Below are 15,153 nucleotides of genomic sequence, written 5' to 3' on the forward strand. Positions count from 1 at the left end.
TCGCGACCTTTGCGTAGTTTTTGTCTTCCTTCTGCGTTCGGCTGCCCGATCCCGCATTCAACACAACTTTCAAGAGACAAGCATCATGTCGAAACTGCCCCCCGTCCTCGCGAACCTGCCGCTGCCGATCATCGGCTCGCCGCTGTTCATCATCAGCAACCCCAAGCTCGTGATCGCGCAATGCAAGGCGGGCGTGGTGGGTTCGATGCCGGCGCTCAACGCGCGTCCTGCGGCGCAGCTGGAAGACTGGCTCGCCGAGATCACCGAGGAACTGGCGGCCTACAACAAGGCCAACCCCGACAAGCCCGCTGCACCGTTCGCCATCAACCAGATCGTGCACAAGAGCAATGACCGGCTCGAGCACGACATGGAGATGGTCGTGAAGTACAAGGTGCCGATCGTCATCACCTCGCTGGGTGCGCGCACCGACGTGAACGACGCGGTGCACAGCTACGGCGGCGTGACGCTGCACGACATCATCAACAACAAGTTCGCGCAGAAGGCGATCGAGAAGGGTGCCGACGGCATCATCGCCGTGGCGGCCGGTGCCGGCGGCCATGCGGGCACGAAGAGCCCCTTCGCGCTGGTGCAGGAGATCCGCCAGTGGTTCGACGGCCCGATCGCGTTGTCGGGCTCCATCGCCACCGGCGGCGCAGTGCTGGCCGCGCAGGCCATGGGTGCCGACTTCGCCTACATCGGCACCGCGTTCATCGCCACCGAGGAAGCGCGCGCGAGCGACGACTACAAGCAGGCGATCGTCGACGGCACCTCGGACGACATCGTCTACTCCAACCTCTTCACCGGCGTGCACGGCAACTACCTGGCGCCCAGCATCGTCAAGGCCGGCATGGACCCGAACAACCTGCCCGAAGGCGACGTGAAGACGATGAACTTCGGCGGCGGCGAAGGCAGCAAGGCCAAGGCCTGGAAGGACATCTGGGGTTCGGGCCAGGGAATCGGCGCGGTGACCGAGGTGGCGACCGCCGGTGCGTTCATCGAGAAGCTCAAGCGCGAATACCAGGAGGCAAGACAGCGGCTCGCGCTGTGACCCCGCTAGCGAACGGCGTCGCGCCCATCGCGGTCGCGCCGCCGTCTTCTCAATCTTCTCCGCCGGCTCCGTCCCCTCCCTCCACGGGGCGCATGCCGCTGCTCGATGCCGCCAAGGGCATCGCCTGCGCGGTGATCGTGGGGCATCACTTGTCGCGCTACGGCCCGATGCCGGCCGGTGCGTATACGCTCGCGCCCGACTTCTTCGGCTGGCTCTCCGAGGACGGGCGGCTGGCGGTGCAGGTGTTCCTGGTGATCGCCGGGTTCCTGGCGGCCGCCAGCCTCGCACCCGATGGAACGCTGCGCGTGGAGCGGCCGGTGGCGCGCATCCTGCAGCGCTATGGGCGGCTCGTGATGCCTTACCTCGCCGCGCTCACGGTGTGCGTGATCGTCGCTGCGGTCGTTCGGCCGTGGCTCGACGAAGAGGTCGTGCCGGCGTCGCCTACCTTCGGGCAGCTGGTCGCCCATGGCTTGCTGCTGCAGGACCTGCTTGGCTACGAGTCGCTCTCCACGGGCGTGTGGTACGTGGCCATCGACTTCCAGCTCTTCGCGCTGGCCCTGGTGCTCGTCGGGCTGCCGTCGATGCTGCAGCGCGCCGGCGGCGCCGTGCCGCAGGGCCTGCGCGCGCGATGGCTGCCGGTGGCGCTGGTCTTCGGGCTGGCGGTGGCTTCGCTCGTGCTCTTCAACCGCAATGCAGGGCTGGACGACACGGCTTTCTATTTCTTCGGCACCTACGGGCTGGGCATGCTGGTGTTCTGGATCGGACGCGCAACGCGGTTCAGCATCTGGCAGAGCGGCATCGCGCTGCTGGCGATGATCGGGGCGGGAGCGCTCGCCATCGACTGGCGCAGCCGCATCGCGACGGCGCTGGTCACCGCGCTTTTGATCGCCGTCGCGCAACGCCGCAACTGGCTGTCGCCGAAGCACTGGCCGGTGGCGGCCATGCCGCTCGTGCGGCTGGGGCGGATGTCGTATTCGCTGTTTCTCATCCACTTCCCCGTGCTGCTCGCCATGAACGCGGCGGTCGCGAATGCGGGGCCGCACGGCTCGTGGTTCGACGCGGCGGGGCTTGCCGCGACCTTCGGCCTGTCGGTGGTCGCGGGGGCGCTGCTGTACCGCTGGGTGGAGGCGCGTCCCGCTTCCTGGCGGGCAGTGTTCGCGCTGTTCGCTGCGCTGCTGGTCAGCGGAATAGTCGTTTCTCATTAAGGAGCGGGCGCGCCGGCGCAGGCGCACCGTCCAAATCCTCCTGAACCTGTTGCGCTCCCGTGCGGGAGAGGGCAGTCTGCGGGCTCGTCAGTCGCCTCCGTCTCCGGTATGATTGTGGAAATTTCAGTAAATACTGAAAATTCACGAAAACAAGGAATGACCAAGCACCTGCCACCCAGATCGCCGCTGCGGGCTTCCGCGTCGCTGGACGCGGGTGGTGTGGTGCAGGGCGCGGCCGCGCTGTTCTGGCTGCCACAGGCGGCGTTGCTGGCGATGGCGGTGCAGGGCCTGGCTTCGGGGCATGGCTTCGCGGCCGTCACCTGGCCTGCCGCGGCGATCCTGCTGCTCGGGCTGGCGAGGGCTGCGTGCGAGGCCTGGGGTGCCCGCCGGACCTTCACCCGTGCACGCGCGCAGCTCACCGCGCTGCGCGCACAGACCGCCTTGGCGCTGGCTGCCGGTTCGCCGCTCGATCGCAGCCGCGCGCATTCAGGTCTGGCTGCCAGCGTGCTCGCCGAGCAGGCCGAGGCGCTGGTGCCGTACCTCGTGCGCTACCAGCCCGCGCGTTGGCGCGCGACGGTGGTGCCGATCTTCATCCTGTGCGCGGTGGCCGCTTTCTCCTGGGTGGCTGCGCTGGTGCTCCTGGCCGCCGCGCCGCTCATCCCGATCTTCATGGCCATCGTCGGCTGGCGCGCCAGGGCCGCGAGCGAGGCGCAGATGGTGGAGCTCGGCGGCATGAACGCCTTCCTGCTCGACCGGCTGCGCGGCCTCGCCACGCTGCGCTCGCTGGGCGCCGTCGAGATCGCCGTCCGGCGCCTGGGCGATGCGGCCCAGTCGCTGCGCCGCCGCACGATGGCCGTGCTGCGCATCGCGTTCCTTTCCTCGGCCGTGCTCGAACTCTTCTCGGCGCTGGGCGTGGCGCTGGTGGCCGCCTACGTCGGCTTCCACCTGCTCGGCTCCATCGGCTTCGGCACCTGGGGGCGCACGCTGAGCCTGGGCGAGGGCCTGTTCGTGCTGCTGCTGGCTCCCGCGTTCTTCGAGCCTCTGCGCGAGTTGTCGATGGTCTGGCACGACCGCGCCGCCGGCGAGGCCGCGCTGGAGGCGCTCGATCGCCTGCAGCGAAACGAACTGTCTCTGCCCGGCGCGAGCGCCTCGCTGACACGCGCGACGACGAATGCTCACGCTGGAGCGCCGGCCGTCGTCATCCGCGACCTGCATTTCTCCTGGCCCGGCGAGCCGCAGGAAGTCTTCGACGGCTGCCAACTGCGCATCGCCTCCGGGGAGCACGTCGCGCTGACGGGCCCGAGCGGCAGCGGCAAGACCGCGTTGCTGTCGATGATCGCGGGCCTCGTGCCGGCGACGCGCGGCGAGATCTCCATCGGCGGCGTTGCACTTACCGGCCGCACGGTGGCCTCCCTGCGCGAGCGCATGGGCTGGATGGGGCAGGCGCCGCACGTCTTTGCCGGTTCGGTCGAGGCCAACGTAGCCCTGGGCCGCCTCGATGCCGACACCCGGCGTGTCACCGAAGCCATGCGCTTCGCATCGCTTCAGTCGGTGGTGCAGGCGCATCCGGCCACCTCGCTGGGCGAGGGCGGGCAGGGCCTTTCCGGCGGCGAGGCCGTGCGCCTCGCGCTTGCGCGCATCGCGGTCCATCCGCATGCCGACCTGCTGCTGGTCGACGAGCCCACCGCGCACCTCGACACCGAAACCGCCGAGCGGGTGACCGATGCGCTGCTGGCGCTGGCCCGCGGCAAGACCCTCATCGTCGCGACGCACGACCCGGCGCTGGCCGCGCGCATGGACCGCACCGTGAGCCTGGGCAGCGCAGAAGCGATGGAGAAGGCGGCATGAACAAGACTTCCCGCCCGAGCTCGAACTGGCGCGATCTGCGCCTGGTGCTGCGCCCCTTCCTCGCCACGCAGCCGCGGTGGCTGCTCCTGGGCTGCCTGCTCGCGGCGATCACGGTGCTCGCGGGCATGGCACTGCTGGGCCTGTCCGGCTGGTTCATCACAGCGACCGCGCTGGCGGGCCTGCATGCCGCCACGGCCTTCACCTTCGACGTGTTCATGCCTTCTGCCGGCATCCGCCTGCTCGCGCTCGGCCGCACCGCATCGCGCTATGGCGAGCGTCTGGTGACGCACGATGCCACCTTCGCCGTGCTCGCCGACATGCGCGTGCGCCTGTTCCGCGGCTGGTCCAGGGCAGAGGCGGCGCGCCGGCTGCTGATGCGTCCGGCGCGTCTGCTGTTCCGGCTGACCGCCGACATCGACGCGCTCGAATCGCTCTATCTGCGCCTGCTCGTGCCGGCGGCCGCGGCACTCGGCGCTGCCTTGCTTGCGGGCGCGGTGCTCGGTTTCATGCATGTGGCCATGGGCCTCGCGCTGGCGCTGTGGCTGGTGGCCGTCGGCTGGGGCATCGCGTCGATCGTCGCCAGGCGTGCCTGCCGGCCGGCCGTGCGGCGCGCCCATGCCATCGAGGCGATGCGTGCACGCGCTGTCGATCTGGTGGCGGGGCAGACCGACCTGGTGATGGCAGGCCGCATCGATGCCCAGCGCGAGGCCTTGATGGCCGCAGATGCGCAACTCGCCAAGGCCGACCTCGCGCTGAACAGGCTCGAGGCATCGGCAGGGTTCGCCTACGGCAGCGCCGGCACCCTGACGCTCGTTGGCGTGCTGCTGGCCGTCGGCCTGCTGGTGGGCGAGGGCGTGATCGGCGCACCGGCGGCGGCGCTCGCGCTGCTGGTGGCGCTCACGGCGACGGAGCCCTTCGCAGCCCTGCGCCGCGGTGCGCTCGACGCGGGCCGCACCTGGCTGGCGGTACGGCGACTTGCTCCCCGCATGGATGGCTCCGCCGACGAGCCCGGTGAAATGACGAACTCCCCAGGCTCCGGAATCGCACTGCGACTGGACCAAGTCTCCGTGGCCCATGGCGACTGTGGCACGCCGGCTCTCACCGAAGCCTCGTTGACCCTGCGCGCAGGCGAGCGTGTCGCGCTCATCGGGGCGAGCGGCGCGGGCAAGTCCACGCTGCTCGCCGCCATCGCAGGCGAGATCGCGCCCTGGTGCGGCAGCGTTCTCGCGCAGCCAGCCTGCCTGCTGACCCAGCGCACCGAACTCTTCCAGGACAGCCTGCGCGACAACCTTCGCCTCGCAGCCCCGGAAGCCACCGACGAACAACTGCATGCCGTGCTGCAGGCGGCAGGACTGCAAGACGAGGTGCGTGCCCTGAGCACCGGCCTCGACACCCGCCTCGGTGAAGGCGGCCTCGGCCTCTCTGGCGGCCAGTCGCGCCGCCTCGCGCTGGCCCGGCTGCTGCTGCGCGACGTGCCCCTGTGGCTGCTCGACGAGCCCACCGAGGCGCTCGACGCCGCGACCGCACACGACGTGCTGCAGCGCCTCGCCCAGCAAGCAGGAGGCCGAACCCTGCTGATCGCCACCCACCTGCGCCGTGAGGCCGCGCTCGCCGACCGCCTCGTGCGTGTCGACCAGGGCCGCATCGTCGCCGACCTGCATCGCGGCAGCGAGGCTTTCGATGCCGCGCTGCGCAGCCTGCGGCCCGACTGAACCGCAAAGCCGCCGAACAGGGAAAGAAAAGGAAAGAAGGAAGAACCACATCATGGACTTAGACATCGTCGCGCTATCGCGCCTGCAGTTCGCCGTCACGGCGCTGTACCACTTCCTGTTCGTGCCGTTGACGCTCGGACTCTCGATCATCATCGCCATCATGGAGACGGTCTACGTCATGACCGGCCGCGTGATCTGGCGCGACATGACGAAATTCTGGGGTGTTCTCTTCGGCATCAACTTCGCGATGGGTGTCGCCACCGGCATCGTGATGGAGTTCCAGTTCGGCATGAACTGGAGCTACTACAGCCACTACGTCGGCGACATCTTCGGCGCGCCGCTGGCCATCGAGGGCCTGATGGCCTTCTTCATGGAGGCCACCTTCGTCGGGCTGTTCTTCTTCGGCTGGGACAAGCTCTCGAAGGTGGGCCACCTGATCTCGACCTGGGCGGTGGCCATCGGCTCCAACTTCTCGGCGCTGTGGATCCTCATCGCGAACGGCTGGATGCAGAACCCGGTGGGCGCGGCCTTCAATCCGCAGACCATGCGCATGGAAGTGACCGACTTCGCCGCGGTGCTGACCAACCCGGTCGCCCAGGCCAAGTTCGTCCACACCGTGTCGGCGGGCTATGTGTGCGCGGCCATGTTCGTGCTCGGTGTCTCCGCCTGGTACGTGCTCAAGGGGCGCCACCTCGAACTCGCAAAGCGCTCGATGACGGTCGCAGCCTCGTTCGGCCTGGCTGCTGCGCTGTCGGTGGCGGTGCTCGGCGACGAGAGCGGCTATCTCTCCGGCGAACACCAGAAGATGAAGCTCGCCGCCATCGAGGCCATGTGGGAGACCCAGCCCGCACCCGCCGCCTTCACCGTCGTCGGCTTTCCCGACCAGGAGGCGCGCGAGACGCACTACGCCATCCACATTCCCGGCGTGATGGGCCTGATCGGCACGCGCTCGCTCGACACCGTGATGCCCGGCATCGACGAACTCGTGAAGCGTGCAGAGGTGCGCATCCGTGAAGGCCTGAAGGCCTACGACGCGCTGCAGAAGATCCGCGAGGCTGGCGGCCCCGACAAGGTGACGCAGGGCGTGCGCGGCGACTTCGAGGACAACGGCATCAACATGGGCTACGCGCTGCTGCTCAAGCGCTACGTGGACGATCCGCGCCAGGCCACCGACGAGCAGATCGCCAAGGCCGCATGGGACACCGTGCCGCAGGTGGCGCCGCTGTTCTGGCTGTTCCGCGTGATGGTGGGCATCGGCATGCTGCTGATCGCGCTGACCGCGACCTTCTTCGTGCTCTCGGCGCGCCGCAGGCTCGACAGCCACCGCTGGCTGCTGAAGCTCGCCGTGTTCGCGATCCCGCTGCCTTGGATCGCCATCGAGTCGGGCTGGCTGGTGGCCGAGTTCGGACGCCAGCCGTGGGTGATCGAGGGCGTGCTGCCGACCGCGGTGGCGGTGTCGAACCTCGGTGCGAAGACGCTGCTGCTGACGCTCGCGGGCTTCATCGCGATCTACACGACGCTGCTGGTCATCGAGATGAAGCTGATGCTCAAGGCCATCCGCAAGGGCCCGCAGGCCGAGCACGCGCCCGACGAGGGCGACGCGCTCTCGCACATTCCGCCGGCCCACGCGGGCGCGGCCATTCCTTCGCCTTCCACCGGGAGCGCAGCATGATCCTCCACACACTCCTCGACTACGACACCCTGCGCTTCATCTGGTGGCTGCTGATCGGCGTGCTGCTGGTGGGCTTCGCCGTGACCGACGGCTTCGACCTGGGCAGCGGCATGCTGCTGCCCTTCGCCGCGCGCAACGACGTGGAGCGCCGCGTCGTCATCAACAGCGTCGGCCCGGTGTGGGAGGGCAACCAGGTGTGGCTGATCCTGGGCGGCGGCGCGATCTTCGCGGCCTGGCCGCAGCTGTACGCCGTGTCGTTCTCGGGCTTCTACCTGGCGATGTTCGTGATCCTCACGGCGCTGATCCTGCGGCCCGTGGCCTTCAAGTTCCGCAGCAAGCGCGAGTCGCCGCAATGGCGCTCGCGCTGGGACTGGGTGCTGTTCTTCAGCGGCTTCGTCCCCGCGCTGATCTGCGGCGTGGCCGTGGGCAACGTGCTGCAGGGCGTGCCGTTCCGCTTCAACCCCGACATGCACATCTTCTACGACGGCAGCTTCTTCGGCCTGCTGAATCCTTTCGCCATCCTGTGCGGGCTGGTGTCTGTGGCGATGCTGGTGATGCACGGCGCCGCCTGGCTGCAGCTGAAGACCGCCGGGCCGGTGGCCGAGCGTGCGCGCAGCTACGGCATGGTCGCCGCCGTGCTCACCATCGCGCTCTATGCGCTGGCCGGCGTGCTGCTGGCGACGAGTATCGGCGGCTTCCGCATCAGCAGCGTGATCGATGCGACGGGGCCGTCGAACCCGATGCTGAAGACGGTCGAGCTGCACGCCGGTGCATGGACCGCCAACTATGCGGCCCATCCGTGGACGCTGGCCGCCCCCGTGGCCGGTTTCGTCGGCGCGCTCGGTGCGCTGCTCGGGCTCGCGCTGCGCCGGCCGGTGTTTTCGCTGCTGGCTGCGGCGCTGGGCATCGCCGGCATCATCCTCAGCGTGGGCGCCTCGATGTTCCCGTTCATCCTGCCGTCTTCCATCGACCCGCGCGCCAGCCTCACGGTGTGGGACTCGTCCTCGAGCCATCTCACGCTGTTCATCATGCTGGTGGTCACGGCCGTCTTCATTCCGCTGGTCGTGGCCTACACGAGCTGGGTCTACCGCGTGCTGTGGGGCAAGGTCGACGAACAGGCGATCCGCGACGAGAGCGGCCACGCCTACTGACAACCAAGGAGGAACGAAAGATGTGGTACTTCGCCTGGATCCTCGGCCTGCCGCTGGCGGCCGCATTCGCAGTGCTCAACGCCATGTGGTACGAGCTCATGGACGACGAGGCCGTCCGCAAGGCCAAGCTCGAAACGCCGGAGCCGTCGGCGGGGCAGGAGCGGCTCTAGCGGTAGTAGAGATAGAGATGGAAAGGCCGCCGGCCTACTCGGCGGCCTTCTTCTTCGACGCCGAGCCGCCCGAGATGCGGTCCTTGAGCGTCAGCACCTTCGTCACGGTCGCGCCCATGCCCATGAGCTTCATGGCGGTCTCGGGCGCGAGCCGCTGCACGTCATCGAACCACTTCATCAGCCGGTCGATCAGGTCGTGCATCTCGCGCATGCGCTCCTGCGCGTGACGTTCGGCGTCGCTGGTGGGAGATTCGAGCAGGGCGTTGCGCAGCATCGAGAGCGTGGGTTCGATCTCGCGGCGGCGGCGCTCCTCGGCCAGTACGCGGAAGATTTCCCACACGTCGGATGGCGCCTCGAAGTACTCGCGACGGTCGCCGGGATGGTGCCGCAGGCGCACCAGCCGCCAGGCCTGCAGTTCCTTCAGGCCCATGCTGACGTTGGAGCGCGAGAACTCGAGCATTTCGGCGATCTCGTCGGCGTTGAGCGCGCGCTCCGAGAGGAAGATGAGTGCGTAGATCTGCCCGACTGTGCGGTTGATGCCCCACTTGCTGCCCATCTCGCCGAAGTGGGCGACGAACTGGCGGTTGAGGGGTGGGAGATCGGAAGAGTTGGCCATGCGCCGGATTGTCGCGCGGATGGCTGTAATTCCGGAAAGTCCTGAAAACTCAATCAGCCTGCTGGCGCCGCCTGTACGAGCCGGGCGCGCCGCCGGTCCATGCCTTGAAGGCGCGCTGGAAGGCCGCGCTGTCGGCAAAGCCCAGCTCCTCGGCCAGCGCCGCCAGCGGCACGGTGCTGGTGTTGAGCCGCACGATGGCGAGGTCGCGCCGCAGCTGGTCCTTCAACGCCTGGAACGAGGTGCCCTCGGTCGCCAGATGCCGCTGCAGCGTGCTGACCGACATGTGCAGTACGCCCGCGGTGGTCGCGAGGTCGGCCCAGGCCGGGCGGTGCTGCTGCAGCACCGCGCGCACCTTTGCGCTCACCGCCTGTTCGGCGAGCCGGGGCAGGATCACGTTGGCCGGGGAGGCCGCCAGGAAGGCCTGGATCTCCTTCGCGTCGCGGTGCACCGGCGTGTCGAGCGCGGCGGCGTCGAACCACACGGCAGACAGCGGCTGGCCGAACTGCAGCGGGCCCGGGAACACCTTCGCGTAGCCGTCCGCATAGGGCGGCGGCTCGAAGCCGAAGTCGAAGCGCCGGGCCGCCAGACGGCCGCCGTGAAGCCATGCGAAGAGCCGCCAGTACACCCGCAGCATCAGCTCGTGCAGGAAGTTCTGGTGCATGGGCGGCTGGATGTTCAACCGCAGCCCGAAGCCGGCCAGCGGGCCGTCGTGCAGCAGCACCAGCGAGAGATCGTCCTGTAGCAGGTCGAAGGTGCGTGCCACGCGGCGCAGCGCCACCTCGAAGGTGCGTGCGCCCAGCGTGGAGCGCGTCATCAGCGCGAAGCTGCCGCAGCGCAGTCGGCGCGTGAGAAAGCCCAGCGCCTCGTCGTCCATGCGCTCCATCAGCAGCGCGAAGAGGGCCACGTACTGCTCGGCGGTGATCCGGGCGGCGGCTTCGTCGAGCAGCGCGGGGGCGATGCCCGCGTCCTCCAGCGCCTTGTCGACGTCCACCAGCGCCTCGCCCGGGCGCGCACGGATGCCTGAGAGCATGCCGAGGACGAAGGCGATCGGAATGGTGACGGGCGGCTGGAGCATGTGTCTGTCGATTGACCTTTTCTGCCATGCGATCGAAGCGAAGTGCAATCGCCGGGCGGCGGCCGGATTTCTACCATGCGCCTGCACAAGAACGAGACGGAGACAAACCCATGTACCTGACCCAGGGCCTTCACCGGGCCGTGCAGCAGCGCCCCGATGCCATCGCCGTGCGTTTCGCCGGCCGCGCACGGACATTCCGAGACTTCGCCGACCGTGTGGCGCGCCTGGCCGGCGCGCTGCAGCGGCTGGGCATGCGCGCGGGCGACCGCGTGGCCATGCTGTCGCTCAACTCCGACCGCTACCTGGAGTACCAGCTGGCCGTGCCCTGGGGCGGCGGCGTGCTCAACCCCTGCAACATCCGCTGGTCGCCCGCGGAGATCCTGTATTCGCTGGAAGACTCCGGCTCCGGCATCCTGCTGGTCGACGAGACCTTCCGCGGCGTCGTCGAGCAGATGCGGGGCCAGTCGAAGAGCCTGCGAGAAGTCGTCTACTGCGGCGACGGCCCCGTGCCCGCCGGCATGCACAGCTACGAAGGCCTGATCGACGCCGCAGCCCCCGTGCCCGACGCCGTGCGCCGCGGCGAAGACCTGGCCGGCATCTTCTACACCGGCGGCACCACCGGCTTTCCCAAGGGCGTGATGCTCAGCCACACCAACATCTGCAGCTCGGCGCTCGCGGCGCAGGCCGAGGGGCTGGCACCGGCCGACGGCTGCTACCTGCACGCCGCGCCGATGTTCCACCTCGCCGACATGGGCCTGGCCACGCCGCACTGGTTCACGGGCAACACGCACGCCATCATCCCGATGTTCACGCCCGAGGGCGTGCTCGACACCATCGAGCGCGACCGCGTGACCAGCATGCTGCTGGTGCCGACCATGATCCAGATGCTGGTGGACCACCCTGCGATGCGGCAGCCGCGCGACCTGAGCAGCCTGAAGAACATCACCTATGGCGCCTCGCCGATCTCCGAGGCGGTGCTCAACCGCGCGATGGAGGCGTTCCCGGGCGTTGGCTTCGTGCAGGCCTACGGCATGACGGAGCTGTCGCCCATCGCCACGCTCAACCCGGCGTACTTCCACACGGCCGAAGGCCGCAAGCGCGGCAAGCTGCGTTCGGCCGGCCGCGCCAGCGTTTGCATGGAGGTTCGCGTGGTGGATGCGGACGACAACGAGGTGCCGCGCGGCACCGTCGGCGAGGTGGCGGTGCGCGGGCCCAATGTGATGCAGGGCTACTGGAACAAGCCCGAGCAGACCGCCGCCGCACTGCGCGACGGCTGGATGCACACCGGCGACGGCGCCTACATGGACGACGACGGCTTCATCTTCGTGGTCGACCGCATGAAGGACATGATCATCAGCGGCGGCGAGAACGTCTACTCGGCAGAGGTCGAGAACGCCATCAACCAGCATTCCGCGGTGGCGGCCTGCGCCGTCATCGGCATTCCGAGCGACGAGTGGGGCGAGGCAGTGCATGCGGTGCTCGTGCTCAAGCCGGGGCAGGGCGTGCAGCCGCAGGAGCTGATCGCCCACTGCAAGACGCTGATCGCCGGCTACAAGTGCCCGCGCAGCGTGGCCATCGTCGACGCGCTGCCGCTGTCGGGCGCCGGCAAGGTGCTGAAGACCAAGCTGCGCGAGCCCTTCTGGCAGGGCCGGCAGCGCAGCGTGGCCTGAGCCCGTCCAACTTCCTTTCTTTTCGAACTTCCAAGGAGCCTTTCATGAGTCAAGACGTTCACGTGGTCGGGGTCGGCATGATCCCCTTCACCAAGCCGGGCGCGAACCAGCCCTATCCGCAGATGGCAGCGCAGGCGACCAATGCCGCGCTGAAGGACGCCGGCATCGGCTACGAGCTGGTGCAGCAGGCCTACGTGGGCTACGTCTATGGCGACTCCACCGCCGGCCAGCGGGCGCTGTACGAGGTGGGCATGACCGGCATCCCGGTCGTCAATGTCAACAACAACTGCTCGACCGGCTCGACCGCGCTCTTCCTGGCGCGCCAGGCGGTGGCCAGCGGCGCGGCCGACTGCGTGCTGGCGCTGGGTTTCGAGCACATGAGCCCCGGCGCGCTCGGCGCGGTGTTCAACGACCGGCCCAGCCCCTTCGACCACTTCGAGAACATCACCGACGAGCTGGTCGGCAACGAGCAGGTGCCGCTCGCGCTGCGCTACTTCGGCGGCGCCGGGCTGGCTCACATGCAGCAGTACGGCACGCAGATGTCGACCTTCGCGAAGATCCGCGCCAAGGCCAGCCGCCACGCGGCGAACAACCCCCTGGCGCTGTTCCGCAGCGTCGTCACGGAGGAGGAAGTAATGGCCGCGCCGGTCATGTGGCCCGGTGTGATGACGCGGCTGATGGCCTGCCCGCCCACCTGCGGCGCGGCGGCGGCCATCGTGTGCTCGCCGCGCTTCGCAGAGCGCCACGGGCTCGACCGCAGCGTGCGCATCAAGGCGCAGGCCATGACCACCGACCGCCCCATCACCTTCGAGAGCCGCGACATGCGCGAGGTGGTCGGCTTCAGCATGGCGCAGGAAGCCGCGCAGAAGGTGTACGACGCAGCCGGCGTCGGACCGCAGGACGTCGACGTGGTCGAGCTGCACGACTGCTTCGCGCACAACGAGCTGCTGAGCTACGAGGCGCTGGGCCTGTGCCCGGTGGGCGGCGCGGAGAAGTTCGTGGTGGATGGCGACAACACTTACGGCGGCAAGGTCGTCACCAACCCGTCGGGCGGGCTGCTGTCGAAGGGGCATCCGCTGGGCGCCACGGGGCTGGCGCAGTGCACGGAACTGGTCCAGCAGCTTCGCGGCACGGCCGACAAGCGGCAGGTGGAGGGCGCGCGGATTGCGCTGCAGCACAACCTGGGGCTGGGCGGCGCCTGCGTGGTCACGCTCTACGAGCGGGTTTAAGAGAAAGGGCCGCCAGATGATCGACAGGAAATGGATCGGCCACGAGCTGCCGCCCTCGGTGCTGCCCATCGAGCGAAGCCGGCTGCAGTTCTTCGCCAAGGCCATCGGCGAGACCGACCCCGTCTACACCGATGCCGCCGCCGCGCGCGACGCCGGCTACCCCGACCTGCCCGCGCCGCCGACATTCCTGTTCGCGGCCGAGCTGGACTCGGGGGCGTCGGACCGCCTGCTGGCCGACCTGGGCATTCCGCTGTCGAAGCTGCTGCACGGCGAGCAGGGCTTCTGCTACCACAGGCCCGCATGCGTGGGCGACACCGTGACGGTGCGTTCCACCATCACCGACATCTACGACAAGAAGAACGGCGCGCTCGAGTTCGTCGTCAAGACGTCGCGCGCCACCAACCAGCGCGACGAGCTGGTCGCCGAGCTGCGCGCGGTGATCGTCTGCCGCCATTGACGAAGGAACCCGCACCGATGAATGCACCGACCTACGACACCGTGAACGTCGGCGACGAGCTGCCCGCGCTGCAGCTGCCGCCCGTGAGCCGCACCACGCTCGCACTGTTCGCGGGCGCCTCCGGCGACCACAACCCCATCCACATCGACACGGACTTCGCGCGCAGATCGGGCATGCCCGACGTGTTCGCGCAGGGCATGCTGGGCATGGCCTGGCTGGCCCGGCTGCTCACGCAGTGGGCACCGCAGTCGCAGCTGAGGCGCTTCGACGTGCGCTTCCAGGGCATCACGCACCTGGGGCATGCGGTGCGCTGCAGCGGCCGCGTGGTCGAGAAGCTGGAGCACGAAGGCGAGCACTGCGTACGCGTGGAAGTGCACAGCGCCAATCAATACGGGCAGACGCGCATCGCCGGCGAAGCGCTGGTCGCGCTGCGTTGAGAACTCACACCAACAAGCAAGGAACTCGGACATGACACCCAAGCTCGACGGCAAGGTCGCACTCATCACCGGCTCGGGCCGCGGCATCGGCCGGGCCATCGCGCTCAAGCTGGCTTCGGAAGGCGCGCGCATCGTCGTCAACGACCTCGACGCACAGCCGGCGGAGGAAACGGTGCAGGAAATCCGTGCGGCCGGCGGCCAGGCGGTGGCATGCACCGGCAGCGTGGCGGCGCCCGACTTCGCCGAGCGCTTCGTCGGCACGGCGGTGAGCGAGTTCAAGGGGCTCGACATCATCGTCAACAACGCCGGCTACACGTGGGACAGCGTCGTGCAGAAGATGACCGACGAGCAGTGGTACGCCATGATCGACGTGCACCTGACCGCGCCGTTCCGCATCCTGCGCGCGGCGCAGCCGGTGATCCGCGCGCTGTCGAAGGCCGAGACCGAGGCGGGCCGGCGCGTGGTGCGCAAGGTGGTCAACATCTCGTCCGTGGCGGGGCTCTTCGGCAATGCGGGGCAGGCGAACTACGCGGCGGGCAAGGCCGGCATCGTGGGGCTCACGCAGACGCTGGCCAAGGAGTGGGGCCGCATGAACGTGACGGTCAACTGCGTGGCCTTCGGCTTTATCCAGACGCGGCTCACCGCGAGCACCGCAGAGGCTTCCACCGCGAACATCGAGGGGCGCGAGATCAAGGTGGGCATCAACCCGGGGCTGCTGGCGATGATGGAGCAGTCGATTCCGCTGGGGCGCGGCGGCACGCCCGAGGAAGCGGCCGGGGCCGTGTACCTCCTGTGCGCGCCCGAGTCGGACTACGTGAGCGGCCAGACGCTGATGTGCAGCGGCGGCCTGACGGGCATCTGAG

At 68.9% G+C, this 15,153-nt stretch carries 14 protein-coding genes; 12 read left to right on the forward strand and 2 right to left on the reverse strand.

What is annotated here, in order from left to right; all coding sequences use genetic code 11:
* Nucleotides 1-85: 85 nt before the first annotated feature.
* The 7 genes from ACTJLF_RS33095 to cydX all read left to right on the forward strand — a co-directional run bounded on the left by ACTJLF_RS33095 (nucleotide 86) and on the right by cydX (nucleotide 8,806).
* Nucleotides 86-1,048, forward strand: a complete 963-nt coding sequence (locus ACTJLF_RS33095; protein ID WP_019658660.1) for an NAD(P)H-dependent flavin oxidoreductase — start codon at nucleotides 86-88, stop codon at nucleotides 1,046-1,048.
* Between the two features lie 92 nt (nucleotides 1,049-1,140).
* Nucleotides 1,141-2,253: an acyltransferase family protein gene (locus ACTJLF_RS33100; protein WP_440884753.1), complete on the forward strand. Its 1,113-nt coding sequence runs from the start codon at nucleotides 1,141-1,143 to the stop codon at nucleotides 2,251-2,253.
* 156 nt (nucleotides 2,254-2,409) lie between these two features.
* Complete coding sequence (cydD, locus tag ACTJLF_RS33105; RefSeq protein ID WP_440884754.1) at nucleotides 2,410-4,101, forward strand: thiol reductant ABC exporter subunit CydD; 1,692 nt, start codon at nucleotides 2,410-2,412, stop codon at nucleotides 4,099-4,101.
* On the forward strand, nucleotides 4,098-5,813 hold the full coding sequence (gene cydC / locus ACTJLF_RS33110) for a thiol reductant ABC exporter subunit CydC (protein ID WP_440884755.1): 1,716 nt from the start codon (nucleotides 4,098-4,100) through the stop codon (nucleotides 5,811-5,813). Before cydD ends, cydC begins: the two co-directional genes overlap by 4 nt.
* A 52-nt stretch (nucleotides 5,814-5,865) precedes the next feature.
* A complete protein-coding gene (locus tag ACTJLF_RS33115) occupies nucleotides 5,866-7,485 on the forward strand; it encodes a cytochrome ubiquinol oxidase subunit I (RefSeq protein WP_440884756.1) in 1,620 nt (539 codons plus the stop codon).
* Nucleotides 7,482-8,636, forward strand: a complete 1,155-nt coding sequence (gene cydB, locus ACTJLF_RS33120; RefSeq protein WP_440884757.1) for a cytochrome d ubiquinol oxidase subunit II — start codon at nucleotides 7,482-7,484, stop codon at nucleotides 8,634-8,636. Before ACTJLF_RS33115 ends, cydB begins: the two co-directional genes overlap by 4 nt.
* Before the next feature lie 20 nt (nucleotides 8,637-8,656).
* Nucleotides 8,657-8,806 (forward strand): cytochrome bd-I oxidase subunit CydX, encoded by a 150-nt coding sequence (gene cydX / locus ACTJLF_RS33125; protein ID WP_019658654.1) that lies wholly within the window; start codon nucleotides 8,657-8,659, stop codon nucleotides 8,804-8,806.
* A gap of 34 nt (nucleotides 8,807-8,840) precedes the next feature.
* Here the strand turns inward: cydX and ACTJLF_RS33130 are convergent, their stop codons facing one another.
* Entirely contained in the window at nucleotides 8,841-9,422 is a 582-nt protein-coding gene (locus ACTJLF_RS33130; protein ID WP_019658653.1) for a GbsR/MarR family transcriptional regulator, read from the reverse strand.
* Between the two features lie 49 nt (nucleotides 9,423-9,471).
* Nucleotides 9,472-10,497 (reverse strand): AraC family transcriptional regulator, encoded by a 1,026-nt coding sequence (locus tag ACTJLF_RS33135; protein WP_132751493.1) that lies wholly within the window; start codon nucleotides 10,495-10,497, stop codon nucleotides 9,472-9,474.
* A gap of 110 nt (nucleotides 10,498-10,607) precedes the next feature.
* Between ACTJLF_RS33135 and ACTJLF_RS33140 the strand changes: the two genes are divergently transcribed.
* Genes ACTJLF_RS33140 through ACTJLF_RS33160 form a run of 5 tightly spaced genes read left to right on the forward strand, consistent with a single transcriptional unit; the run spans nucleotide 10,608 to nucleotide 15,152 of the window.
* Nucleotides 10,608-12,167 (forward strand): long-chain-fatty-acid--CoA ligase, encoded by a 1,560-nt coding sequence (locus ACTJLF_RS33140; protein WP_019658651.1) that lies wholly within the window; start codon nucleotides 10,608-10,610, stop codon nucleotides 12,165-12,167.
* Between the two features lie 44 nt (nucleotides 12,168-12,211).
* Nucleotides 12,212-13,396 (forward strand): lipid-transfer protein, encoded by a 1,185-nt coding sequence (locus ACTJLF_RS33145; protein ID WP_019658650.1) that lies wholly within the window; start codon nucleotides 12,212-12,214, stop codon nucleotides 13,394-13,396.
* 16 nt (nucleotides 13,397-13,412) lie between these two features.
* Nucleotides 13,413-13,853 (forward strand): MaoC family dehydratase N-terminal domain-containing protein, encoded by a 441-nt coding sequence (locus tag ACTJLF_RS33150; RefSeq protein ID WP_354409760.1) that lies wholly within the window; start codon nucleotides 13,413-13,415, stop codon nucleotides 13,851-13,853.
* 17 nt (nucleotides 13,854-13,870) lie between these two features.
* A complete protein-coding gene (locus ACTJLF_RS33155; protein WP_440884758.1) occupies nucleotides 13,871-14,290 on the forward strand; it encodes a MaoC family dehydratase in 420 nt (139 codons plus the stop codon).
* Nucleotides 14,291-14,321: 31 nt separating this feature from the next.
* Nucleotides 14,322-15,152 carry an SDR family NAD(P)-dependent oxidoreductase gene (locus tag ACTJLF_RS33160; RefSeq protein ID WP_019658647.1) on the forward strand — a complete coding sequence of 277 codons (831 nt, stop codon included), beginning with the start codon at nucleotides 14,322-14,324 and terminating at the stop codon, nucleotides 15,150-15,152.
* Nucleotide 15,153 lies beyond the last annotated feature (1 nt).

The organism is Variovorax sp. 22077 (assembly GCF_052044195.1).
GTDB classification, from domain to species: Bacteria; Pseudomonadota; Gammaproteobacteria; order Burkholderiales; family Burkholderiaceae_C; genus Variovorax; species Variovorax atrisoli.